Raw genomic sequence first — 24,396 nt, 5'->3', positions numbered from 1 at the left:
TGTAATTCATAAATTTCCATGATCTACCGCCTTTCACTGTTTGGTTTTCTATTTTTATTTTTCGGGAGAAATGTTGCTTTTGCCCAACACCTCCAACCTCATTTTAACCCATCCGAATATGCAGAACTATTGAAAATGGTGGACCGGCTGGGCGATACCCCCTGGACGAAAGTAAAAAGCAGTCCTCCCCGCGATTGTGAACTGGTATATCGTGCCGCCGAATCAGGACTGGTGAATCGCTGGGATCTGTGGAAACGAAAAGATGGTGTGGGTATTATTGTGATCCGGGGCACTGTAGGCAGCAGCACCTCGTGGCTGGAAAACTTTTATGCGGGCATGATTCCGGCGCAGGGTACTGTTAAACTCAACGACAGTACTTCCGTTCCTTATAAAGTAGCCGAAGATCCCAAAGCCTATGTGCATGCGGGATGGATGCTGGCCGTGGCGGCTATGGGACCGGACATGATCCGTAAAATAAACGAGTACTATCAGCAAGGCATACACGAATTTATCATCTTCGGTCATAGCCAGGGCGGCGCCATCTCTTTCCTGATGCGTTCCTATTTTGCCTATACCGACAGACTGCCAAAAGACATCGTATTTAAAACATACGCCAGTGCAGCACCCAAGCCCGGTAATCTTAACTATGCTTACGACTATGATTATATTACACGGGACGGCTGGGGTTTGCGCGTAGTCAATACGCGCGACTGGGTACCGGAAACACCGTTTTCCCTGCAAACCACCCGGGACTTCACGGCGGTGAATCCTTTCGCCAACATAAAGGCTTCGATGAAAGATCAGAAATGGGCGGTTCGTTGGGTACTTAGTTATATGTATGGTCGGCTGGATCGTCCTGCGAAAAGGGCTTCGCGGCGTATGCAAAGGGTATTGGGCAAATTTGCCTATACCCGTGTAAAAAAGATACTGCCGGAGTATCAGCGCCCGGATTTTGTAACCAGTCACAATTATACGCCGGCAGGTACGCCTGTTATTCTATATCCCGTAAAAGGATACGATGAAAATTTTCCGTTTGATGGCAAAAACATTTTCAGGCACCATATGTTAGAGCCGTACCGGTGGGAGCTGGAACAGATTTACCACGTAGATGCCCATTAATCATTACCGCTCTTCTCCCCGGTAAACCAATGTTCTTTATCTCTGAACAATACGTTGAAAGTAGTGAGTGAGCCGTAGATACGGGTGATGTATTGCTGCATATTTACCTTTTCTTCATCAGTGAGCACTTTGTGGCTGTTGATATTTTGCTCAAGTACACGGAGGCGGTCACGTAGCATTACTATTTTATGGAAGAAGGTATCAATCGGCAGCTCTTTCGCTTTCAGCGATGGGTCGCCAGGCTGAAGAATAAGGTTACCACCTTTCCAACGATCACCCAATGGCACTACTTCTGCAATGCCTCCCCATAAACGCAGAATTTTCAACAACGATGTTTCCACCTCTGAAGCGGTTTCCACTTCCGGGGTGGTGTTTTCTGCCACCAGTACTTCAAAGAGCGGATCTGTTTTATCGATCATCTTAATGCCATGATCCATAAAAGTAACACGGTACTGGGCGTATTTTACCGCCACAATTACACCAGGGCCATAATGAGCATGCTGTACTCTGGAGCCAACGCCGAGGGTGAGTTCTTCCATCTTTTTTCCTCAAACATAAAAAATTCCGGCAAAAGGAATAAACTAACATTTGTTAGGGGATATGGGAAGGGAAGCATTTACTATTACCGCTGCTAAAAACAACCGATATGACTCCTGCAGCCAAACTGATGTGTGGCCTTATTCTCATCACCATTCCGACTATTGAATTCGGGGGCTATTTCCTGTTAAAAATACGCAGTGGCCAAATGAAACAATTGCCACTCACCCCTTTCCAACAGTCCATGTTCCGTGCAGGACATGCCCATGCAGGAGTGTTGGTAATATTATCCCTGGTTTGTCAGTTATTGGCAGATGAGGCGATGTTGGGCGCCACCTTGTTGTGGTTGGTACGAATAGCGATTCCTTTCAGCACCCTGTTGATTAGCGGAGGGTTTTTCACGGCGGCAGCGGGCAATGCCCGCACGCAGCCTAATCAATGGATTGGAATACTGTATGCGGGGGTGATCCTGTTGGGGTTAAGTATCATTACACTTGGGTTAGGATTGCTATAAAAAAAGTGAGATGAGCTATTGCTCATCTCACCTAATAACTATTCTTTTACTTTATTCAGAAAGTAGGACAATTTAAATAGTAGTTCGTCCTGTAAACCGGCACGCAGTTTGGCTTCATCATCGGTGATACCTAAGCGGCGCAAGCGCTGATAGTATACATAAGAACCGCCGATGAGTTCAAGGCATTCTGTTATTTTAGTTTTCACTTCTGCCTCTTTGGAGCGTTTTTCAAATTCTTTTTTAGTGAGAATTTTATCTACGAAGTAGAAGTTGTCTTTATCTTCTACCCACTTCTTGCCTTCCCTGTGTTGTGGCTTATACACTTCGAGGTAGCAGTTATCCAGCTTCAACACATCTCCAAATTCTGCGCGTATATCTATCACCGTTGGTTTCTCTGCAGCGGGTTTAGCCAGGCGTTTTTTGATGTGATTGCTGATGGTAACACCCAGTTCATCGCTGCTCATCAGGATCTGGTTCAGTTCTGAAAATTCCAGGCTGATGGTGATGCGGGCATAGCCTCTGCCGCTTTTTATCTTACCAAATAAACTAGGGGTGGTTTGTTCATCAAATATGATGTCTTCCACCTGTACTTTGGTAATAGTTTTATAGTTAGGTGTATACCCTTCTTCCAATGGGGTAGCGCGTTTGTTTACCAGGCGGGAAGGTTCCTGGCGGCGTGCAAACTGTATGAATTCATCAATAAAACGCAGCTCCTGTTTTTTCAGTTTAGCATAGAGTTCATGCGTAGTATGATTATGTATTTTACTCAGCAGCATCAGGTCATTCCAGCTATCGAAATGCTGCATTTTTTTCAATTCATCCAGGATATCTCCTGCGTCCATATTACGACGATAGAAGAGTTCTCCAATGAGAAACAATGCGTATTCCTGGGCCGGGTATCCCAGTTCAGGTAATACGTCGTAGGGACTGCGTTTCTGGTCGCGTCCACTTTCTAAAAGATCAATATCTGACATAACCGGTGCCAAAAGGTACTTACGTGCTGCCGCACGCAGTTTCTTGCTCACATAATCTACCAACTGATCACTTACGTGTCCATGATGCACAAAGTCGTGCAGTATTTGCACAAAGCGCCGTGAAGCAGGCAATCCAAATTGTGAAAGAATATCGTTTTCCATGTCCAGCACGTCCTCAAAACCAGGCTCCTCCTTTCCAGGCTTCACCCGTTGATCCATTTGCTGGTAACGCTGATAGTACTCCTGCAACTTCAGTTTAAGCTGATCCATAATGTATATACAATTAAATATTAAACACTTATTTTAAACACTCCTATAGCGCAACCGAATTTCAAAAAAATTTTCGCGCTGGTTAACATATCCAGCCTAAACAGGCCGCAAATTGCCGAAAATACGGGCGCGCGGATGCTTGAAAAACAACATATAGTTGATTACCAACAACTTATAAAAATGGGAATGGAATGGGAAAGTGCGCAAAGATACGATATTTTTTGAAGGAGCAAAAAGCTGGAAGAAGAAAGCGGAAAGAGAATCTGCGCGTATATTCAGTTGATTTTTGATATAATACCTAACCCCTTATGTTTCAGGTAAGAAACAGGTGAAACCTATACCAGGAAAGAGAATGGAACAATCACAACCGGGCACTTGTAAGCCCCTCCGCACTCTCCGGTTATCCCACTTTTTCATTTGGCAAATTATTCACATGTATAATACTCTGAAAATTTTTTATTCAAAGTATTTGGAATTTAAAAATAGTTTCGCTTATCTTTGCACTCCCAACAACGGAAATACGGTGGTTGTAGCTCAGTTGGTTAGAGCATCAGATTGTGGTTCTGAGGGTCGAGGGTTCGAAACCCTTCAATCACCCAAACGTTTAAAAAGGCTTCTGTAAAAAGAAGCCTTTTTTGTTTTTATACCTGCTCCAAAATAGCTTCGCGCTTGTTTTTTTACCTAAAAGCCATCAAAAAACCTCCTTTCTCCCGGAAGAAAAATATTATCTGAAAAAACATCGAAAAAAATTTCTTTAGTAGAAAAAGATTCTCTTATATTTGCACTCCGAAAAACGGGGTAACCGTTGAAACACGGTGGTTGTAGCTCAGTTGGTTAGAGCATCAGATTGTGGTTCTGAGGGTCGAGGGTTCGAAACCCTTCAATCACCCAAAATTTAAAAAGGCTTCTGTAAAAAGAAGCCTTTTTTGTTTTAAGGAATCGCATGGAATATGCCCACAGCAAAATGAAAGTTGTTATATTGACAACTCATTCTGCAACGCACTATCCAAGAAATAAAAGCCTGCAAACAACACCACCAGGTCATCTGCCTCCAATACACCGGTTACTTCAACAACACCTTCAAACGCTTTGTCAATAATGTTATGCCTCCTGGATAAAGTAGGATCAATGTGAAAAGAATAAGTGCATTCCATCCCTTCCCTTCTTATCTGGTATTTATAGTATCCCCATGTATCTCTGTCGAACAACGAAGAAAACACGCTGAGTTTCTGAAAAGCATATCGCTGGTCATTTAGCAGTATGGTGCCTCCATTTCGTAACGACTTCCATCCATCATGCCTGTATTCACCAACAATTTTATCCGTGCAGGCATCCACGATACACATGCGTTGAAATAACCGTTCTCCGGCACGCATTACCTTCATCCGTATTTCACCGATATTAAAAAATCCTTGCCAGGCATTGCAATAAACTTCACCGACTAACTTGTCTGCTGTATTATACACACTGAATAAATGATACTTGCCAGTATTAATAAACCCATTATTGGGACCGTCAACAATAACTCTTTTAGTGAAATAATACTCCATAGATAATAGGTATTGATGATAACTCCCCTAAATTTAACCACAGTTTTTACTTTTTCAAGTACTTGTTTTGCATCGCAATACCCTACATTTGTGCAAACATGAAAATTAACTACCGATAATGATCTTTTTCCTCCCACTTCTCGCTGCATTTATTGGCTGGCTCCTCAATAGCCTTGCTGTCACGGTGTTTTTCCGCCGTGTTTTTCCCAAAAAACAAGCTCAACTGGCGAGCAGCATCGGCGCTATGGTAGGCAAACAATTGTTCTCTTTTGATGATATCAAAAACAAGCTCACTGATCCCGAAAAGATCAAAAAAATTATCCCAATGGTAGAAGCACACCTGGATACTTTTTTACGGGAGAAGTTACCTAAAGCAATGCCTGTACTCTCCATGTTTATCGGCGATAGTATCGTGAACCAGATCAAAACTCACCTGGTAGCGGAATTGGATACCCTGTTTCCTTTAATGATCGGTCAATACCTCGATAATGTGCAACAGGACCTGGACCTGGAAAAAATTGTTTCTCAGAAAATTGCCGGCATCTCCGCCACACAATTTGAAACTGCCGCCAACAACCTGTTGAAAAACGAACTGCAAAGCTTCAAACTCCTCGGCGCCATCAGTGGATTTATTACCGGGTTAATCTGCATAGGCATCTCTGTTATAACCCACATACAACAACTCTGTTAAGTAGTGTTAAAGCGCCTGATCTGTTAACTACTGTTAAGACCTCTTAGCGGCTGTTTTTGCAATTTCCTGCGGATAATCATTCCGCTCATCACAATCTCAAACCATTCATACCAGTACCCCGATACATTTGTCCTTATCTGAGAAGAAAGTCCGGATAAAAAACGATAAGGATGAAAAAAAGCTACGTAGTACTTGCTGCTATACTGTTGTGGCACACAGGCGCTTTTGCACAGGCGCCTAAAACAGCAGGTACCCAGCAGGGACCAGGACAACAAGGACGACCCAACATGCCACAGATTGGCCACTTATACGGCAAACTGGTAGACGCCAAAACGGGGAAACCCATCGAATACGCTTCCGTTACATTACTCAAACAACGGGACTCCTCACTGATTACCGGCATGCTCACCAAGCCCAACGGCGATTTCAGTCTCGAAAATCTTCCCTTCGGTCCGGCAATACTGCGCGTTAACTTCATGGGCTATACGAGCCTCCAGAAAAAAGTGCAGATCACGCCACAAACGACGGAACAGGATCTTGGCAATATAAAACTGGCACAAAACGTAAAAACATTGCAAAGCGTAGAGGTAACCGGGCAAAAAAGCGCGTTTACCATGGGCATTGATAAAAAAGTGTTTAACGTAGATCGTAATCTCAGCAGCGTAGGCGGTACCGCACAAGACGTACTGAAAAACGTACCGTCTGTAAACATAGACCTGGATGGTAATGTTACAGTACGGAATGCCGCACCTAATATTTTCGTAGATGGCAAACCATCTACCCTCACCCTGGACCAAATCCCGGCAGACGCTATCGAAAGTGTGGAACTGGTAACCAATCCATCTGCCAAATACGATGCGGAAGGGATGTCAGGTATTCTGAATATTGTGCTGAAGAAAAACCGCAAATCCGGCTTCAACGGCGCGGTGAACGCAGGCATCGGTACCGGCAACAAATACAACGGTGGTGGCAATATCAACATCCGCCAGGGAAAATTCAATGTGTTCGCCAACTACAACATCAACGCCAACCGTAACTGGGCCGATGGTACTACTAGTCGTAGTAACTACCGCAACGGCGCCGCCGCAGATACCAACTACCTCTTCCAAAACAGCAACAGTACCAGCAAACCACTGTTTCAGTTCGGACGATTCGGATTAGACTATATGCTCGACAACCGGAACACCATTTCCGTGGCACAAAACATCGTAGCCGGCGATTTCAAAAACACAGAAGACCTGCGCAGTACCTTCTCCGATAAAACACATACCATCACTGGTATCAGCGATCGCTTAAACAATAACAATTTCAACTTCCGGAACTACACTACCACGCTGAGTTTCAAACATACTTACGCCCAACCTAACAAAGAATGGACGGCAGACCTCAACTATAATAAAAGCTCCAATACCCGCAACGGCGACTACCTCACACAGGCACAAGACCCACTCGGCAAGGCGATCGGGCAAGCGATGCTGCAAAATAATACCAGCAACGGTAAAACCACTTTCATGACTTTCCAAACAGATTATACCAATCCGATTGGGAAAAATGGCAAGCTGGAACTGGGGGCCAAAGCTACTATACGCAACTATACCAGCGCCTATAATGTATACGATAAAGACACGATCACCGGAGAATTTGTCAACAACCCGTTGCTATCCAACAACTATAAATACAATGAAGAAATATATGCCGGCTATGCCAACTTTGCCAATACCATTGGCAACTTCGGTTACCAGGCAGGCTTGCGTGTAGAACAGTATGTATATGCCGGAGAAAATGAAGGCACTAAATACAAACCTACCAAAGCCGTACCCGGATTGTATCCCAGCCTGTTCCTCTCCGAAAAATTAAAGCATGACCAGGAGCTGCAGCTCAACTACTCCCGCCGTGTTAACCGGCCTAATTTCTTCCAATTGATTCCCTACCGCGATTACAGCGATCCGCAAAACCAACGCGAAGGAAATCCGAACCTGAAGCCGGAGTATACCAACAGCTTTGAATTTTCCTACGTAAAGAACTGGGCGAACAGCAATTTCCTCGGTAGCATTTACTTCAGGAATACTAACAATATGATTTCTACCATCAGTACCCCTATTGGCGCAGATACCCTGCTGACACAGTATATCAACGCCAACAGGAGCAACTCTTACGGTGCGGAATTCACCATGAAAAACCAGATCATTAAAGGATGGGATGTTACCAGCAATGTAAACCTGTATCAAACAGACATGAAGGTAAATACCAACGGACATAACTTTGATAACAATGGTTTTAGCTGGTTTGCGAAAATAAATTCAGAAACTAAACTGCCCGCTAATTTTACCTTCCAGGTAAATGCTACTTACCAGGCGCCTACCATTGCATTGCCCTCTTCCGGCGGTGGTGGCGGCCGTGGCGGCGGCGGTGGTGGATTCAACCAGATACCATCTTCTGCACAGGGTACCATCAAAGGCTTCAGCACGGTAGATGTAGCCGTGAAAAAAGACTTTCTGAAAAACAAAGCCGCTTCTGTAACGCTGAGTTTATCAGATGTATTCAATACCCGTCAGTACGAGCTGAACCAGTCGTCGCCTGAGTTTGCACAAGATTATATCCGCAAACGCGAATCACGTATCCTAAAACTGAACTTCAGCTACCGCTTCGGTAAATTCGATGCGTCACTGTTTAAAAAGAAAAAGAAAGATCAGGGAAGCGACTCGCAAATGGGTGATCCTATGCAAAGCTTCTAAAAAGAAATAGAAGAAGGTGAATGCAAACCACAGGCCGGTTAACCACGCTGTAGCGGGGTTGCCGGCCATGTTTTTTTAGCTACCACTCATCATATTTCGCTGATGTTTACACTTTCGCCTGTTACTTTTATGGTGTTGTTGTATCACTTGTAAAGTTGCTAAATCCACGCATGCGAAGTTTTCTATCACTCATGTTCGTGTTGATTGTTATGTCTTATAACGTCAACGCACAAACGACAATTCCGGCGGCCCTGAAAGTCACCGGAAAAGTAGCGGATATTGTCACCGCAAAACCCATCGAATACGCTTCTGTGGTATTGCTCAAACAGGCCGACTCCACCATGGTTACCGGCGCTTACACTACTCCCGCAGGCCAGTTCACGCTGAATAATATTGCTCCCGGCATTTATATTTTACGCATCACCTTTATGGGATACGAAAAACTGGAAAAAGCCATCCGGGTAACAGAAGGAAAAAATACGCTCGCCGGCACCCTACGCCTGCAATCGGCCGGTAAGGTATTGAATGCCGTGGAAATCAAAGCAGAAAAACCTGCATTCTCCATGCAGATAGATCGCCAGGTATTTGATGCCGGCAACATGATCAATGCAGAAGGAGGCACGGGAACGGATATACTAAAAAATATTCCCAGCGTTGATGTAGACATCGACGATAACATTACCCTGAGAGGAAAAAGTGTAACCATCTACGTAGATGGCAAACCTTCCCCTTTTGGCGATGCTAAAACAGCCCTGCAAATGATTCCTGCAGAAAGCATTGATCGCGTGGAAGTAATCAATAACCCTTCGGCTAAATTTGAAGCAAACGGCAGCGGTGGTATTATCAACATCGTGCTGAAAAAAGATAAAGCCATCGGGTATAACGTGATGTTCAATGCCGGCGGCGCCACCCGCGGTGAAGCCAATGGTAGCGTCAATGCCAGCCTTCGGATGAAGCGCTTTAACTTCTTTGGCAACTATAACGGTCGCTACGAAAACGTGAACGGTAGCGGACTAAGCTCCCGTCAAAACCTGGTGCCCGACAGCAGCCATACTTCCTTCTTCTCCCAATCCAGCAAAAACGAAAACACCAACAGCAATAATGGCGGCCGCTTTGGATTTGACTATTTTATGGATGACCACAATACCTTCACCATCTCACAAGGTATTAACAACAACAGGAGCAATAATGAGGACAATATCTACCTCAACTACATGGATGAAAAAAAAGAAACCCTGCGTTATGGCAACCGGAATAATACCAGCGATAACCGCAGCAGTAACAATAATACCAACCTGAACTATAAACACACCTTTGCTAAAGAAAACCAGGAATTAACAGCCTACATCAGCTACAGCGGTAACAAAAGCAATGGCAACAGTGGCTATAATACCCAGTATCACTACACGGGGGTAGATACCCTGCCAAACGCCGATAAACAACGGAACACCAGCAATAATGGCAACCGGTTCTGGAATATACAATCCGATTATACCTCTCCCATAGGGAAAAAAGGTAAGCTGGAAGCGGGCGTAAAAGGCACCATGCGGCATATCGACAATAACTACGTGGCTACCTTATACGACTGGACCACCAAAGATTACCTCGTAAGCCCGGTGTTATCTAACCAGTATAATTATGAAGAAGATATTTACGGCGGCTATCTCAACTTCGCAAACGCCATCGGTAATCTTGGCTACCAGGTAGGTGTGCGGGCCGAACAATCGTTCCTGAAGGGCTACTCTGTGACCCGGGATACCACGGTCAACAACCGTTTTTTTAACCTGTTTCCCAGCGTATTCCTGAAATATAACTTACCGAAAAACCAAAACCAAAGCCTGGTATTCAACTACTCTACCCGCATTGATCGGCCCAATTTTGACCAGTTACTGCCGTATATCAATAACTCCGATCCCCAAAACATCCGGACCGGTAACCCGGAACTGCAGCCAGCCTTGTCGCATAAATTTGAAATGAGCTACTCTGTATATTATCCTAAAACCAATAATTACCTGAGTACCAGCACTTACTATGCACAAACCAACGACAACATTGACCGCATCAGTACCCTGGACACTATTTCCGGCGTTACTACCACCAAACCCATGAACCTGGCTACCCAGCAAAATATTGGTGGCAACGTATCCTATAGCTTAAATCTCAACAAATGGTGGAAAATATGGGCCAACCTGAACCTGGAATATAATAAACTCACCAGCATTACGGTGAATAACGAAAATTTCAGTTACGGCCTAAACGGCAATACCCAATTTCGTTTACCCGGCAGGGTAAGTATTGAGTTGGGCGGCCACTTCCGCTCTCCACGGATACAACCCCAGGGTACCTTTAAAGCCATGAATGGTATGGACCTGGGCGTTCGCAAGGAATTCCTGAAAACAAAGGCGCTCGTAGTAGCCCTGAATATTTCCGATATCCTGAATACACAGCAATTCAACTCCCATTACCAAACAGCTACGTTCATACAGGACTATGATCGCAAAAGGGCCACCCGCTTTATCCGGCTGAATGTCCGGTACCGGTTTGGCAAAATGGACCCTAACCTGTTTAAGAAAAAGAAACCACAACCGGAAGAAGAAGAAAAGAAAGACGAGGAGAAAGAAAAACCGAAGGAAGGAACAGGAAGATTATAACAGGAGCAGAAAGCATAAAGCGGAAAGCATAAAGCTATTAAAGCGAATGACAAGAGCGAGTATACGCTTATATCATTCGCTTTAATAGCTTTATGCTTTCTGCTCTTCCAACTACTTCTTCCCTGCCAGCATGGGCACAAAAGAAAAGTTATCGAACAGCTCCTGTTCGTTTTCTGTATCGCTTATTTTAGTAATCCGTAGCATCCGCTGGATTTCCTGTCCTCCTACGGGGATCACCATTTTACCCCCTATTTTCATCTGCTGCAGCAGTTTTTCCGGGATATGCGGTGCGGCCGCAGTTACCAGTACCTTATCGAAGGGGGCATAAGTAGATAGGCCTTCGTAGCCGTCTCCGTAAAACAGCCGGAGATTGGGATACTGGGACTTAAAAGGAAATACCTTTACCTGGTCAAACAGTCTGCGTTGCCGTTCTATGCTAAAAACATTGGCTTTCAGTTCTGCCAGTACACAGGCCTGGTAGGCGCTGCCGGTACCGATTTCCAGCACTTTTTCATAAGGCTTTACTTCCAGCAACTGGGTCTGGTAAGCTACCGTATATGGCTGTGAAATGGTTTGTCCCTCTCCGATTGGGAAAGCCCTGTCGTCATAGGCTATACTTTCAAAAGCCGTATCAAGGAAAAAATGCCTGGGAATATTGCCGATAGCCGCCAGTACACTTTCATCTGTAATACCTTTCTGACGGATACTATCAACTAACTGTTTGCGTAATCCTTTTTGTTTATAAGTATCTTCATACCGCCTCATGGCCGCAAAATTAACCATTACGGGACGATTTTCAATGTATTTTGAAATCTGTAATTTCCCACATTCGGTTTTTTATTTTTACTTTACAATCCATTTTAGCATTTACGGCTTACAAAATAAGAACCATGGATATCAATATTCAAAACAAAGTATCGCAATGGCTCAACGGGAATTACGACGCTGAAACCGTTGCCACACTGAAGAAAATGCAGGAAGGTAACCCCGATGAACTAAACGACGCCTTCTATCGTAACCTCGAATTTGGTACTGGCGGCTTACGTGGTATCATGGGCGTAGGTACCAACCGCATGAATAAATATACCCTCGGTATGGCCACCCAGGGCTTTGCCAACTACCTTAAAAAAACCTTTACCGGTGAAATTAAGATAGCCATTGCACACGATAGCCGCAATAATGCCCGCTTTTTTGCAGAAACCGTTGCCAACGTGTTTGCTGCCAATGATATCAAAGTATTTCTGTTCGAAAGCCTCCGGCCTACGCCAGAATTGTCTTTCACCATCCGCCACCTGCAATGCCACGGCGGCGTGGTACTCACTGCCTCCCATAATCCCAAGGAATACAACGGCTACAAAGCTTATTGGAATGATGGCGCCCAGCTGGTACCACCACACGATAGCAACGTGATCCGCGAAGTGGAAAACATTGCTTCCCCCGATGAAGTGAAATGGACCGGCGGTGAATCCAATATTACCCTCATCGGCAAAGACGTAGATGCCGCCTACCAGCAGGAACTGGTAAGCCTGTCTATCAACCCGGACATCATTAAAGCACAACACGATCTTAAAATAGTATATACGCCTATTCATGGCACCGGCATTACCCAGGTACCTGCCGTATTGCAACAATATGGCTTTACCAATGTAAACATCGTACAGGAACAGGCTACCCCGGATGGTAACTTCCCTACTGTAGTATATCCTAACCCCGAAGAATCGGAAGCCATGAGCCTTGGCCTGAAAAAGGCAAAGGAACTGGATGCAGACATACTGCTGGGTACTGACCCTGATGCGGATCGTGTAGGCATCGCCGTGAAAGACCTGAAAGGAGAATGGATCCTGCTCAACGGGAACCAAACCGGTGTACTGCTGTTCAACTACATTGTGGAAGCACGCAAACGCAAAGGCCTGGCTAAACCCAACGATTATATCGCCAAAACCGTGGTGACCTCCGACCTGATCGATGTATTTGCCGCTAAAAACAATATTACCTGCTATAATGTACTCACCGGCTTTAAATGGATCGCTGACCTGATCCGTCGTAAAGAACCACTGGAAAACTTCATCTGTGGCGGGGAGGAATCATATGGCTATATGATAGGGAACAACATCCGCGACAAAGACGCCATTTCTTCCGTCGCCATGATTTGCGAAATGGCCGCTGTTGCACGCAGCCACGGCAAAACCTTGTTCGAAGAACTGATCGACATCTACGTACGTTACGGTTATTACAAGGAAAGCCTGATCTCTATTACCAAAAAAGGAATGAGAGGCGCCGAAGAAATTGCGGAGATGATGCGTGGATACCGCGAAAACCCACCGGTAACCATCAATGGTTCCCCGGTAGTAACGCTCTACGACTACCAGTTACAGCAAATCAGGGATATCAAAACCGGCGCTGTCAAAGCACTGGACTTGCCTAAATCTAACGTATTGCAGTTTGTACTGGCAGATGGCAGCAAAATATCTGCCCGTCCTTCCGGTACAGAACCTAAAATTAAATTCTATTTCAGCGTAAATGCACCACTGAATAGCGCGGCAGACTATGATAAAGTAACGGCTGAACTGGATCAGAAAATAAATGGTATTATCCAGGACATGCACCTGAAATAAGAATTACGAATTACGAATTACGAATTACGGATTTGTGGGTAGACCTAAGCATATCCTTAGCCCGTAATTCGTAATTCGCAATTCGTAATTTTTATGAAAAAACCACTGTTGATCCTGATCCTGGCGCTGTCATTCCTTTGCAGCACGGCACAAAAAAAAGTGCCTTTCTTTGCCATTCCGGATACTACTGTTAACGCCCACGTATGGCTACTAAGCGGCACCACCGTTGCATTATACGGGGCCAGCCTGGCAGCACTCAACACTGCCTGGTATAAAGGCTATCCCAGGTCCAACTTCCACTTTTTTAATGATATGGCAGAATGGAACCAGGTAGATAAAGCAGGGCATGTTTTCAGTGCTTATTTTATAGGAAAATACAGCCGGGAGATGTGGCGCTGGTCGGGGCTTCCCAGGAAAAAACAAATCTGGATTGGCGGACTTAGTGGCCTGGCCTTTCAATCAGTGATTGAAGTACTGGATGGCTATTCTTCTGAGTGGGGATTTTCCTGGGGCGATATGGGCGCCAATGCTATTGGCTCCGCCTTGCTGATCAGCCAGGAGCTGGCCTGGGATGAGCAACGTATTCAACTGAAATTCTCATCGCACCCGCAGCGCTACGATGATCCGGTATTACGGGAAAAAGCAGACCAGCTTTTCGGCCAATCCTACTGGGAAAGAACATTGAAAAACTATAACGGCCAAACCTATTGGTTGTCTGTCAATCTATATTCCTTCAATAAAAACAGTCACCTGCCCCAATGGCTGAATATCGCCGTTGGATACGGCGCCCAGGGCATGATCGGTGGCAGGGATAATACCTGGACAGATAACAATGGGCATTATTACGACTACAGCCATCTTTCGCGCATACGGCAATTCTACCTTTCGCCTGATGTGGATTTTACCAAAATTCCCACCCGCAAAAAGAGCATGAAAGTATTGTTCCAGGTATTAAACATGGTAAAATTCCCTGCACCAACGTTAGAAATTAACTCACAGGGACATGCGAAAGTACATGCAATCTATTTTTAAGGCAGCTTATTCAAAATAGGCGGAAACAATTTCCTCCCCGTTCATTTCTACCAATACCATATCCTGTAAGGTAGTGGCGAGAGAATAGCCTACAAAGTCGACCGATAGCGGGAAAGATTTGTGCTTACGGTCTACCAGCACGGCCGTCTGGATTTTTTTAGGCAGGAATTTCAATAATGGTTTCAATGCATACAGCATGGTGCGGCCAGAATTGGCCACATCATCTACTACCACGACTACTTTATCGTTAAAATCAATGTCTTCAGATACCGCTACCTCTCCCGGATTTTGTTTATCCAGTCGCAGTTCTATAATATGGGTTTTCAGGGGAGATATCTGCTCCAGTATTGCCGCTATTTTATGCGCAATGATCACGCCCCGGTCCCAGATGCCGGCCAGGATAATATCCGTACCATCGCTGTTCAATTCATAAATTTCGTAAGCGATACGTTCAATTTTCTTTTGAATGATATCCTGCGTTAGAATGATATTCCTGTTTTCCATAGTTGCAAAAATAAGTAATTCACTATTAGCTTTTAACTATCCAAAATCAGTCATCGATAAAAAGTCCAATATACTAAAAGCTAAATGCTAACAGCTAATAGCTAAAAATGGCCTAAATTAGGGAGTCAAATCTGAGATAATGCGAATTGTACAAGAATTATTATTTGTAATCCTCTTCGGGGCAGCCCTGTATCTTTTTGCCCGGAAGGCAGGACAGATAAGGAAAAACATATTGCTGGGAAGAGATAAAGACCTCAGCGATCACCCCGATCTTCGATGGAAAAACCTCCTGCTGCTGGCCTTCGGACAGAAAAAAATGTTCCGTAACCCGCTGGTAGCTGTCCTCCACTTTTTTGTGTATGCCGGCTTCCTGATTATCAACCTGGAAATACTGGAAATTATCCTGGACGGGATACTGGGCACGCATCGTTTATTCGTTCCCGTATTAGGTAGTTTATACCCGGTATTAATCAGTCTTTTTGAAGTATTGGCTGTATTGGTACTTACCGGCTGCGCCATTTTCCTGGTACGCAGAAATATTTTGAAACTGAAACGCTTTATCAGCAAAGACCTGGATGGATGGCCGCGTTCCGATGCCAACTATATCCTGATCACAGAAATTGTGTTAATGGCTTTGTTCCTGATCATGGATACCGCCGATCAAACCCTGCAGGCAAGAGGCGTTGCTCATTATATTCCTACCGGTTCTTTCTGGGTATCAGGCATGTTCACACCATTATTCAGCGGCTTGTCTGATGGTACACTGGAAGCCATAGAACGTGGTTGCTGGTGGCTGCACATCACAGGTGTACTGGCCTTCCTCAACTACCTCCCCTACTCCAAACACCTTCATATTATACTGGCCTTTCCGAACGCTTACTACGCCAGCCTGGAGCCTAAAGGCGAAATGGAAAATATGCCTGCCGTACAACATGAAGTACAGCTAATGCTGCAGCCGGAACTGGCCGCTAACGCCCCCGCTGCGGATGCCATGCCTAAGTTTGGCGCCAAAGACGTGATGGACCTGACCTGGAAAAATTTACTCGATGCCTATAGCTGTACAGAATGTGGCCGTTGCAGCGCCGCCTGCCCTGCTAATATCACCGGTAAACTGCTGTCGCCCAGGAAAATCATGATGGATACCCGCGACCGCCTGGAAGAAGTAGGCCGTAATATTAAAGCCAATGGCAGCTTTACAGACGATAACAAATCCCTGTTACGCGATTATATTTCTGAAGAAGAACTCCGCGCCTGCACTACCTGCAACGCCTGTGTACAGGAATGCCCCGTGAGCATTAGCCCACTGGACATCATTCTGCAACTACGCCGCCACCTGGTGATGGAAGAATCCAGTGCCCCGGCAGAATGGACCGGTATGTTCAGCAACATTGAAAACAACATGGCGCCGTGGAAATTCAGTATGGACGACAGAGATAAATGGGCAACTGAATAAGCTGCTCCCGTCCTCATTTTCACTATTACTTTAAAAAAATCAGCATGCATATTAAAACAATGGCAGAATATGCCGCAAATGGAGAAACCCCTGAAGTCCTTTTCTGGGTGGGTTGTGCAGGTAGTTTTGATCAGCGCGCCCAAAAAATCACCAAAGCATTTGCCACCATCCTCGATAAAGTAGGCGTTCAATTTGCCATTTTAGGAAAAGAAGAAAGCTGCACCGGAGATCCTGCGAGAAGAGCAGGAAATGAATTTATTTTCCAGATGATGGCCCAGAATAATATCCAGCTCCTTAATATGTATGGTGTAAAAAAAATAGTAACCGCCTGCCCACATTGCTTTAATACACTGAAAAACGAATATCCGGCCCTGGGCGGCAACTATGAAGTCATTCACCACACCTCTTTCCTGCAATCGCTGATCGACGAAGGAAAAATTAAGATGCAGGAAGGCGGCACTTTTAAAGGTAAAAAAATCACTTACCACGACTCCTGCTACCTCGGTCGGGCCAATAATATATATGAAGCGCCCCGTAAAGTACTCGAAACACTGGATGCAGAGCTGGTAGAAATGAAGCGCTGCCGCAGCAAAGGCCTATGCTGTGGTGCCGGCGGTGCACAAATGTTCAAGGAAGAAGAAAAAGGTACTGCCAGGATCAATTTCGAACGTGGACACGAAGCGGTGGCCACTGGTGCATCCGTCATTGCCGCCAATTGCCCTTTCTGCATGACCATGCTCACAGATGGCGTAAAAGAAGCTGGTAAAGAAGAAGACGTAAAAGTGCTGGACATAGCTGAACTCATTGCCCAGAGCATGAAATAAAAATTACGAATTATGAATTACGAATTACGGATTTGAGCGGGTATATCCGATGTTATCTCCCCACAAATCCGTAATTCGTAATTCATAATTCGTAATTGTTTAAATTTGTACCATGAATACTAACAACATCTTCCCTTCAGGCTTTTCTCCAGCCTCCAGGGTGTGGATATACCAGAGCAACAGACCGTTTAATGAACAGGAGACAGTCGAAATCAATGAACAACTGAACCAGTTCACAGCGCAATGGAATGCACACGGAGCACCCGTAAAAGGCTGGGGACAGGTAGTCTTTAACCAACTGATTGTGTTGATTGCAGACGAAACGAACACAACCGTAAGTGGTTGCAGTACTGATAGTTCTGTTCGGATCGTCAAAAGCATCGAAAAACAGTACGAAGTAAATATGTTTGATCGCCTACTGCTGGGCTTTATCGTAAAAGATAAGGTACAGCTCCTCCCTATGGCCCAGGTAGCCTATGCGCTGGAAAAAGGCTATATCGACGAAAACACCATTTACCTCAACAATACCGTACTCACCCGGCAGGAATTAGATACCCACTGGCTGCAACCGTTGAAAGACAGCTGGATAGCTAAAAAACTGGCGGCGAAAGCTTAATACAATCTATTATTGATAAAATGGCCCTGTAACAATGCAGTTGTTACAGGGCTTTTATTTTTAAGGCGACTGCTGACATTCTGTCATTTTGTTGTTTTTATTACCTATTTTTGCCTTCCTAAATTTTTTGTCAGGATGCTGGATCTGGATACCAAAGTGCATGATGAAAGTCGCCAGGGAGAAGCCTTTTCTCCGGTAACGACAGGCACCCAAACATATACTAAAAAATTCTACATCGAAAGCTATGGTTGTGCGATGAACTTCAACGATAGCGAAATAGTGGCGTCTATACTCGGAGCAGAAGGTTATGGCCCTACCCGTAATACGGAAGAAGCCAACCTGATCCTCCTCAATACCTGCTCTATCCGCGAAAAAGCAGAGCAAACCGTACGTAAACGTTTAACCGAATTCAAAAAGCTAAAGCAACAAACACCAGGCATGCTGGTAGGCGTGTTAGGCTGCATGGCGGAACGTATCAAAGGCAAACTGCTGGAAGAAGAAAAACTGGTAGACCTGGTAGTAGGCCCCGATGCCTACCGCAGCCTACCGGCGCTGATCGCTGAAGCAGGTGCCGGTCAGAAGTCCGTCAACGTGTTATTGAGCCGGGAAGAAACCTACGGCGACATCAGCCCCGTACGACTGGATAACAACGGTGTTACCTCCTTTGTATCTATTATGCGCGGCTGTAATAACATGTGTACTTTCTGTGTAGTACCATTTACCCGTGGCCGGGAACGCAGTCGTGATGCCTACTCCATCGTAAAAGAAGCCGAAGAACTGTTTGCCAGCGGCTACCGCGAAGTAACCCTCCTCGGCCAGAACGTGGACTCCTACTACTGGCATAGCGACGATGGACAGGAAACGGTAACCTTTGCCATGTTGCTGGAAAGAGTAGCCCTCATCAATCCTTTACTCCGCGTACGCTTCAGCACTTCTCACCCTAAAGATATTACAGATGAAGTACTCTTCACCATGATGAAGTACGATAACATCTGCAACTATATTCACCTGCCGGTACAAAGCGGTAGCTCCCGCATATTGCAACTCATGAACCGCACGTATACACGTGAATGGTACATGAAAAAAGTAAACCGTATCCGCGAGCTGATCCCCGACTGTGGCCTCTCTACCGATATCATCACCGGTTTCTGCACAGAAACAGAAGAAGACCACCAGGACACCCTCAGCCTCATGGAATTTGCAAAATATGACCTGGCTTACATGTACTTCTATTCTGAACGCCCTGGTACCCTGGCAGAACGCCGCTATAAAGATGATGTACCGGAAGAGGTAAAGAAAAGAAGGCTGGCAGAAGTAGTAGAATTATACCGCGGCCACTCACAGGCCACCATGGAAAAAGAAGTGGGCAAAACCTTCAGGGTATTGGCAGAAGGTACTTCCAAACGTTCTGATGAAGACCTCTTTGGCCGTAATGATCAGAATAAAGTAATCGTCTTCCCGAAAGAAAACTTTAAAAAGGGCGATTATGTTTTGGTAAAAGTGGAAAGCTGTACCTCCGGTACTTTAATTGGAAAAGCCGTACAATAGCAGTGCTCCGGTAACGGAGATGATATTTTTAACCATCAAACACATGAACAACCGCTTATGGACATTCAGGCTATAAAAAACAGGTTTGGCATTATCGGTAGCAGTCCGGCACTCAACTATGCATTGCAGGTGGCTGTCCAGGTAGCTAATACTGATCTCACTGTATTAATCAATGGAGAAAGCGGGGTGGGTAAAGAGGTGTTTTCCCAAATCATTCATGCCCTCAGCGCACGTAAACATAATCCTTTTATAGCCGTTAACTGCGGCGCCATTCCGGAAGGAACCATCGACTCAGAGCTGTTTGGCCACGAGAAAGGCTCCTTTACCGGTGCAGTCGACAGCCGCAAAGGCTACTTCGAAACTGTAAACGGCGGCACCATTTTCCTCGATGAAATTGGAGAAATGCCCATGGGCACACAGGCACGCTTGTTGCGTGTACTGGAAACCGGCGAATATATCCGTGTAGGTTCTTCCAAAGTACAAAAAACAGATGTACGCGTAGTAGCCGCCACCAACCGCGATTTGCTCGAACGTACCCAACAGGGTAAGTTCCGCGAAGACCTCTACTACCGCCTCAACACCGTACCTATCCGCGTTCCCGCCCTGCGCGACCGCAAAGAAGATATTCCCTTATTGTTCAGGAAATTCTCGGTAGACTTCTCTGAAAAATATAAAACCCCCTCTATCCAACTGGATGAAGAAGCACGTAACATTCTCGTAAACTATCCCTGGAGAGGTAATATCCGCGAACTGAAAAATATTGCGGAACAAATTTCAGTATTGTCGTCTGACAAGCTCGTAACTGCCAACGACCTGAAACGCTTCCTGCCAGAGCAACCGGAGATAAACCGCCTGCCTATGCTGGCAGCACCGCAGCCTAACAACGATTTCAATAGCGAAAGAGATATCCTGTACAAACTTTTCTTCGACATGAAAAAAGATGTCACCGAAGTAAAGAAAATGTTCTTCGATATTCTCCAGAATCCGAATATGCCACACCCTTCTGAATACCCGGTAGATAACCACGTGATACACAGTTATGCATCACCTGCGGAAATGACACCTTCTCCGGGTCCGGGCATGGGCAATACACAGCCTATTATCCTGGCCGATAATAAAATTGATCATCACGAAGAAGTAGAGGAAACGTTATCCATTGCCGACAAAGAGAAAGAACTGATTGTGAAAGCGCTGAAAAAACATAAAGGCAAGCGTAAAGATGCCGCCCTTGACCTGGGCATCTCCGAAAGAACACTTTACCGCAAACTGAAAGAATATAACATTGCCGAATAAACGAATTTAATATCAGCATAACAATGATAACCAGTATCAAAGCATTTATATCCATCGCATTGCTGACTGTACTAGCCGGTTGCAGCGTAAAATATTCTACCACCGGCGCCAGTATAGAAAAGGAAGCAAAGACGGTGAATATCCGTTTTATTGAAAACAGGGCGCCCATTAATAACCCCACTTTAAGCCAGAAACTGACACAGAAACTGCGCGATAAAGTGACCGGTCAAACCAGTTTAACACAGGTAAACGAAACAGAGCCGAGAGCAGACTACGAATTTAAGTCTACCATCACCGGTTACTCGTTTTCCAATGCGGCGGTAACAAATGTAGACCAGGCGGCTACCTCGCGTTTGAATGTGACCGTAAACGTTACTTTTATTAAACGTGTAGGCGATAAAAAAGGATTTACCCAGTCATTTTCCCGTTCTGCCGAATTCCCGGCTACCCAGTTGCCCAGCACCGTAGAAAATAACCTGCTGGAAAACAATATCATTCCGGGTATTACAGATGATATCTTTAACAGGGCTTTTGCCAACTGGTAAGGTGTAGTCGTTTTTTTTATTACATTAGCAACCTATGACGGCAAACAGGATTATAGCGCATGTGTTTCTTCAGCCCTCCCTTCATTTAGTAAATGAAGCGGCGATGGAACAATTGGTAGCGGATCACCCGTATTTTTCTGCTGCCCGCTTGCTGCTGGCCAGGAAAGTGTTCCAGAAAACCGGCGACCTTCAAAGTCCCGCCGTGAAAAAGGCCTTGCTTTATACCAACCAGCATCATTACGCGTACCAGGTGATTTCAGAAGAACAAGTATTACAGGAAGTAGAGAACAGGATTGCCCCGGCCATCCAGGAAGATACATTACCCGTTGAAACAATCACTGCTCCCGTAGCAGTAGCCGATACCCCTTCCCTTGTGGAAGAAATAGCAGCCACCACTGCTTTACCCGTGGTGGAAGACCGTATTCCGGCGGTCATCCCGGAAGATGCGCTCCCCGTTGAAACGGCGCCATTACCCGAAGCAACAACTGCTGTTACAATCGAAACAGCTTTACCTATAGAGGAAAACCATGTTCCGGTGACCATTCATGACGAAGTGGTGCCAGTGGATATGTCAACATCAGTAGCAACCGAAATAGCCGCTACCATTGCCTTACCGGTAGTGGAAGACCGTATTCCGGTGGCTATTCCTGAAGATGCCCTTCCAGTAGGTGCTACCCCGGAATTTACTACTACCATCGCTGATGAGGAAGTACACCATTTTTCTGCTGTTACGGAAGATGTGGTGGACAATGCCACTACCGCCGCTGCAACAGTGATCACGGAACTACCGGAAACACCTGCGCCGGTAGCAGCACAAGCCCCGGTTGAAGCGGAAGCCGAGGTTGATGCAGAAGCAGCGCTACCCATTAAAATCTTCCCGCTAACAACCGCTACAGAAGAAACGGAACTGATTTTTCAACCACTCTATACAGACGACTATTTTGCCTATAAAAGATTGAAAAATCCGGAAGAAGCAGATGAATTGAATGCGCAGGGCGCCGCTGAAATGAAGAGCTTTACCTCCTGGCTGCGGCAAATGAAGGATAACTTTGTTGGCAAAACCAGCAAAGACTGGTACCACCAGCAATTACACCGGATTTATGAAGAAGAGGATGAACCGGAAGTTTCTGAAACCGTAGAGAAAATGGCGATGGACTCGATTGTGTTTAACAACGATATCGTGTCTGAAACCCTCGCGGAAATCTGGGTACGTCAGCAGCAATATAGCAACGCGATTAAGATATATCAAAAATTAAGTTTGCTTAATCCCGACAAAAACGCTTATTTTGCGCAAAAGATATTAGAATTAAAGTCACAAACAGACAAAAAAAATAAACAGTAATTTACTATGTTGATAATTTTTGGTATCCTGATCATATTAGCCTGTGTGTTGTTAGGCTTCTTCGTGCTGATCCAGAACCCTAAAGGTGGCGGACTCTCCGGCGCACTTGGTGGTGTTGGTAATCAGGTGATTGGGGTGCGTCAGACGACTGACGTATTGGAAAAAGGTACCTGGATCCTGGCTATACTGATTGCTGTATTGTGCCTCACTGCTCCGTTTTTCATTGGTAAAAGCAGCAAAACTCAAACACTGGCTCCCAGTGCAGTAGAAAAAGCAGGTGCAGGCGCGCCAATTACACCGTCAGCTCCTTCAGCTCCGTTACCAACTGGTGGTGCAACTCCAGCTCCAGCTCCGGCTCCCAGCAAATAAGCAATTTATTGAATAATAATATTTGAAACCTCGCCGTTAAAAGCGAGGTTTTTTTTAATGGCGACTGACGAGTATATTGAAGAACCTTACACATCACGACTTTCGCTCATTTGTAACGACCAATACTATCTATGGCTAAAAAAAGCAAAGCATCCAGCGCAAAATCCATCTGGATAAGACGGATACTGGTAATAGCCGGCTGCCTGGCCGCCGGAGCCCTGGTATATACTTCTTACCGCGTATTTGGTCCCAACACCAAAGCATTCGGCGATAATAAATATTTCTACATACGTACCAACAGTACCTACAGCAATGTGCTGGATGGCCTGGAAGAACAGGGCATTATACGTAACCGCAGCAGCTTTAACTGGGTAGCTCAAAAAATGGACTATCCTTCCCGTGTTAAAGCCGGCCGCTACAAAATCACCAGGGGCATGAGCAACTTCGATATTGCCCGCCTGCTGCGCTCTGGTAAACAATCACCGGTAGTACTCGTGATCAATAAACTACGCACCAAAGACGATTTTGTCAGAAAGGTAAGCACCAACCTGGAAGCTGATTCCGGTGTACTCCGTTCCCTCATGCACGATGCGGTATACCTCCGCCAGTTTGGCCTGGATACCAACACCGTAATGTGTGTAGTAGTCCCCAACACGTACGAATTTTACTGGAACACCAGCGCAGAAACCGTCTTCAAAAAACTGGAAAAAGAAAGAGAAGAATTCTGGACACCGGAAAGAAAGGAAAAAGCAGATAAACTCCACCTCACCGAAAACCAGGTCACCATACTGGCCTCCATTGTGGAAGAGGAAAGTAACAAAAACGATGAGAAACCACTCATCGCCAGTGTATACCTGAACCGCTTCCGTAAAGGCATGCGCCTGCAGGCAGATCCTACGGTGAAATTTGCATTGCAGGATTTCGGTTTGAAAAGAATACGGGAAAATCATACCCTGTACGATTCTCCGTATAACACTTACCGTTATGAAGGTTTCCCGCCGGGCCCTATCTGTACCCCATCTGAAAAAACGCTGAACGCTGTTTTAAATACTCCGGAAACAGACTACCTTTATTTCTGTGCCAGGTCCGATTTCTCCGGATATCATGCTTTCGCTGCCACCTACGCAGAGCACCTGGTGAATGCCCGGAAATACCAGGCAGAATTGAATAAAAGAGGATTCTAAAATATGAATTACGAATTACGAATTACGAAT

21 protein-coding genes and 2 tRNA genes are annotated in these 24,396 nt (G+C 45.3%); 18 read left to right on the top strand and 5 right to left on the bottom strand.

Going from position 1 to position 24,396, the window contains the following annotated elements; genetic code table 11:
* Positions 1 to 18 precede the first annotated feature (18 nt).
* Positions 19 to 1,119, top strand: a complete 1,101-nt coding sequence (locus tag AC5ZC7_RS06110) for a lipase family protein (RefSeq protein WP_496160480.1) — start codon at positions 19 to 21, stop codon at positions 1,117 to 1,119.
* Here AC5ZC7_RS06110 and AC5ZC7_RS06105 read toward each other — a convergent pair.
* On the bottom strand, positions 1,116 to 1,658 hold the full coding sequence (locus tag AC5ZC7_RS06105; RefSeq protein WP_496160481.1) for a DUF8685 domain-containing protein: 543 nt from the start codon (positions 1,656 to 1,658) through the stop codon (positions 1,116 to 1,118). The genes AC5ZC7_RS06110 and AC5ZC7_RS06105 overlap by 4 nt on opposite strands.
* Positions 1,659 to 1,765: 107 nt before the next feature.
* Here AC5ZC7_RS06105 and AC5ZC7_RS06100 point away from each other — a divergent pair, with 107 nt between their 5' ends.
* A complete protein-coding gene (locus tag AC5ZC7_RS06100; protein ID WP_496160482.1) occupies positions 1,766 to 2,170 on the top strand; it encodes a hypothetical protein in 405 nt (134 codons plus the stop codon).
* Between the two features lie 38 nt (positions 2,171 to 2,208).
* Here AC5ZC7_RS06100 and AC5ZC7_RS06095 read toward each other — a convergent pair whose 3' ends face one another.
* Positions 2,209 to 3,414 (bottom strand): hypothetical protein, encoded by a 1,206-nt coding sequence (locus AC5ZC7_RS06095; protein ID WP_496160483.1) that lies wholly within the window; start codon positions 3,412 to 3,414, stop codon positions 2,209 to 2,211.
* Positions 3,415 to 3,937: 523 nt separating this feature from the next.
* Between AC5ZC7_RS06095 and AC5ZC7_RS06090 the strand changes: the two genes are divergently transcribed.
* Positions 3,938 to 4,011, top strand: a tRNA-His gene (locus tag AC5ZC7_RS06090).
* 218 nt (positions 4,012 to 4,229) lie between these two features.
* Positions 4,230 to 4,303: transfer RNA gene (locus AC5ZC7_RS06085), tRNA-His, on the top strand.
* A gap of 85 nt (positions 4,304 to 4,388) precedes the next feature.
* Here the strand turns inward: AC5ZC7_RS06085 and AC5ZC7_RS06080 are convergent.
* On the bottom strand, positions 4,389 to 4,964 hold the full coding sequence (locus AC5ZC7_RS06080) for a hypothetical protein (protein ID WP_496160484.1): 576 nt from the start codon (positions 4,962 to 4,964) through the stop codon (positions 4,389 to 4,391).
* Between the two features lie 118 nt (positions 4,965 to 5,082).
* Between AC5ZC7_RS06080 and AC5ZC7_RS06075 the strand changes: the two genes are divergently transcribed.
* From AC5ZC7_RS06075 to AC5ZC7_RS06065, 3 genes are all read left to right on the top strand, one after another.
* Positions 5,083 to 5,655 (top strand): DUF445 domain-containing protein, encoded by a 573-nt coding sequence (locus AC5ZC7_RS06075; RefSeq protein WP_496160485.1) that lies wholly within the window; start codon positions 5,083 to 5,085, stop codon positions 5,653 to 5,655.
* Positions 5,656 to 5,825: 170 nt separating this feature from the next.
* Positions 5,826 to 8,390 (top strand): TonB-dependent receptor domain-containing protein, encoded by a 2,565-nt coding sequence (locus tag AC5ZC7_RS06070; protein WP_496160486.1) that lies wholly within the window; start codon positions 5,826 to 5,828, stop codon positions 8,388 to 8,390.
* A 170-nt stretch (positions 8,391 to 8,560) separates the two neighbouring features.
* Positions 8,561 to 11,041 (top strand): outer membrane beta-barrel protein, encoded by a 2,481-nt coding sequence (locus AC5ZC7_RS06065; RefSeq protein WP_496160487.1) that lies wholly within the window; start codon positions 8,561 to 8,563, stop codon positions 11,039 to 11,041.
* Between the two features lie 111 nt (positions 11,042 to 11,152).
* Here AC5ZC7_RS06065 and AC5ZC7_RS06060 read toward each other — a convergent pair whose 3' ends face one another.
* Positions 11,153 to 11,806, bottom strand: a complete 654-nt coding sequence (locus AC5ZC7_RS06060) for a protein-L-isoaspartate(D-aspartate) O-methyltransferase (protein WP_496160488.1) — start codon at positions 11,804 to 11,806, stop codon at positions 11,153 to 11,155.
* 125 nt (positions 11,807 to 11,931) lie between these two features.
* Between AC5ZC7_RS06060 and AC5ZC7_RS06055 the strand changes: the two genes are divergently transcribed.
* Together AC5ZC7_RS06055 and AC5ZC7_RS06050 are read left to right on the top strand one after the other, a co-directional pair.
* Positions 11,932 to 13,656 (top strand): phospho-sugar mutase, encoded by a 1,725-nt coding sequence (locus AC5ZC7_RS06055; protein WP_496160489.1) that lies wholly within the window; start codon positions 11,932 to 11,934, stop codon positions 13,654 to 13,656.
* Between the two features lie 93 nt (positions 13,657 to 13,749).
* Positions 13,750 to 14,688 carry a DUF2279 domain-containing protein gene (locus AC5ZC7_RS06050; protein ID WP_496160490.1) on the top strand — a complete coding sequence of 313 codons (939 nt, stop codon included), beginning with the start codon at positions 13,750 to 13,752 and terminating at the stop codon, positions 14,686 to 14,688.
* A 6-nt stretch (positions 14,689 to 14,694) separates the two neighbouring features.
* Here AC5ZC7_RS06050 and AC5ZC7_RS06045 read toward each other — a convergent pair whose 3' ends face one another.
* Entirely contained in the window at positions 14,695 to 15,192 is a 498-nt protein-coding gene (locus AC5ZC7_RS06045) for a phosphoribosyltransferase family protein (RefSeq protein WP_496160491.1), read from the bottom strand.
* 139 nt (positions 15,193 to 15,331) lie between these two features.
* Here AC5ZC7_RS06045 and AC5ZC7_RS06040 point away from each other — a divergent pair, with 139 nt between their 5' ends.
* The 9 genes from AC5ZC7_RS06040 to mltG all read left to right on the top strand — a co-directional run bounded on the left by AC5ZC7_RS06040 (position 15,332) and on the right by mltG (position 24,366).
* A complete protein-coding gene (locus tag AC5ZC7_RS06040; protein WP_496160492.1) occupies positions 15,332 to 16,645 on the top strand; it encodes a 4Fe-4S dicluster domain-containing protein in 1,314 nt (437 codons plus the stop codon).
* 44 nt (positions 16,646 to 16,689) lie between these two features.
* Positions 16,690 to 17,469 (top strand): heterodisulfide reductase-related iron-sulfur binding cluster, encoded by a 780-nt coding sequence (locus AC5ZC7_RS06035; RefSeq protein ID WP_496160493.1) that lies wholly within the window; start codon positions 16,690 to 16,692, stop codon positions 17,467 to 17,469.
* Between the two features lie 112 nt (positions 17,470 to 17,581).
* Positions 17,582 to 18,085, top strand: coding sequence for a hypothetical protein (locus AC5ZC7_RS06030; protein ID WP_496160494.1), 504 nt, complete (start codon positions 17,582 to 17,584; stop codon positions 18,083 to 18,085).
* A 135-nt stretch (positions 18,086 to 18,220) separates the two neighbouring features.
* Entirely contained in the window at positions 18,221 to 19,633 is a 1,413-nt protein-coding gene (miaB, locus tag AC5ZC7_RS06025; RefSeq protein ID WP_496160495.1) for a tRNA (N6-isopentenyl adenosine(37)-C2)-methylthiotransferase MiaB, read from the top strand.
* Positions 19,634 to 19,690: 57 nt separating this feature from the next.
* Positions 19,691 to 20,926, top strand: coding sequence for a sigma 54-interacting transcriptional regulator (locus tag AC5ZC7_RS06020; RefSeq protein WP_496160496.1), 1,236 nt, complete (start codon positions 19,691 to 19,693; stop codon positions 20,924 to 20,926).
* 23 nt (positions 20,927 to 20,949) lie between these two features.
* Complete coding sequence (lptE, locus tag AC5ZC7_RS06015; protein WP_496160497.1) at positions 20,950 to 21,471, top strand: LPS assembly lipoprotein LptE; 522 nt, start codon at positions 20,950 to 20,952, stop codon at positions 21,469 to 21,471.
* Between the two features lie 34 nt (positions 21,472 to 21,505).
* Complete coding sequence (locus AC5ZC7_RS06010) at positions 21,506 to 22,813, top strand: DUF8458 domain-containing protein (protein ID WP_496160498.1); 1,308 nt, start codon at positions 21,506 to 21,508, stop codon at positions 22,811 to 22,813.
* A 6-nt stretch (positions 22,814 to 22,819) separates the two neighbouring features.
* Positions 22,820 to 23,182: a preprotein translocase subunit SecG gene (gene secG / locus AC5ZC7_RS06005; protein WP_496160499.1), complete on the top strand. Its 363-nt coding sequence runs from the start codon at positions 22,820 to 22,822 to the stop codon at positions 23,180 to 23,182.
* A 131-nt stretch (positions 23,183 to 23,313) separates the two neighbouring features.
* The gene (mltG, locus tag AC5ZC7_RS06000) at positions 23,314 to 24,366 is read left to right on the top strand and encodes an endolytic transglycosylase MltG (protein ID WP_496160500.1); all 1,053 of its coding nucleotides are present in this window, start codon (positions 23,314 to 23,316) and stop codon (positions 24,364 to 24,366) included.
* Positions 24,367 to 24,396: the final 30 nt, after the last annotated feature.

It is taken from the genome of Chitinophaga sp. 9-1-y (genome assembly GCF_059511905.2).
This window is presented reverse-complemented; position numbering and strand designations above follow the sequence as displayed.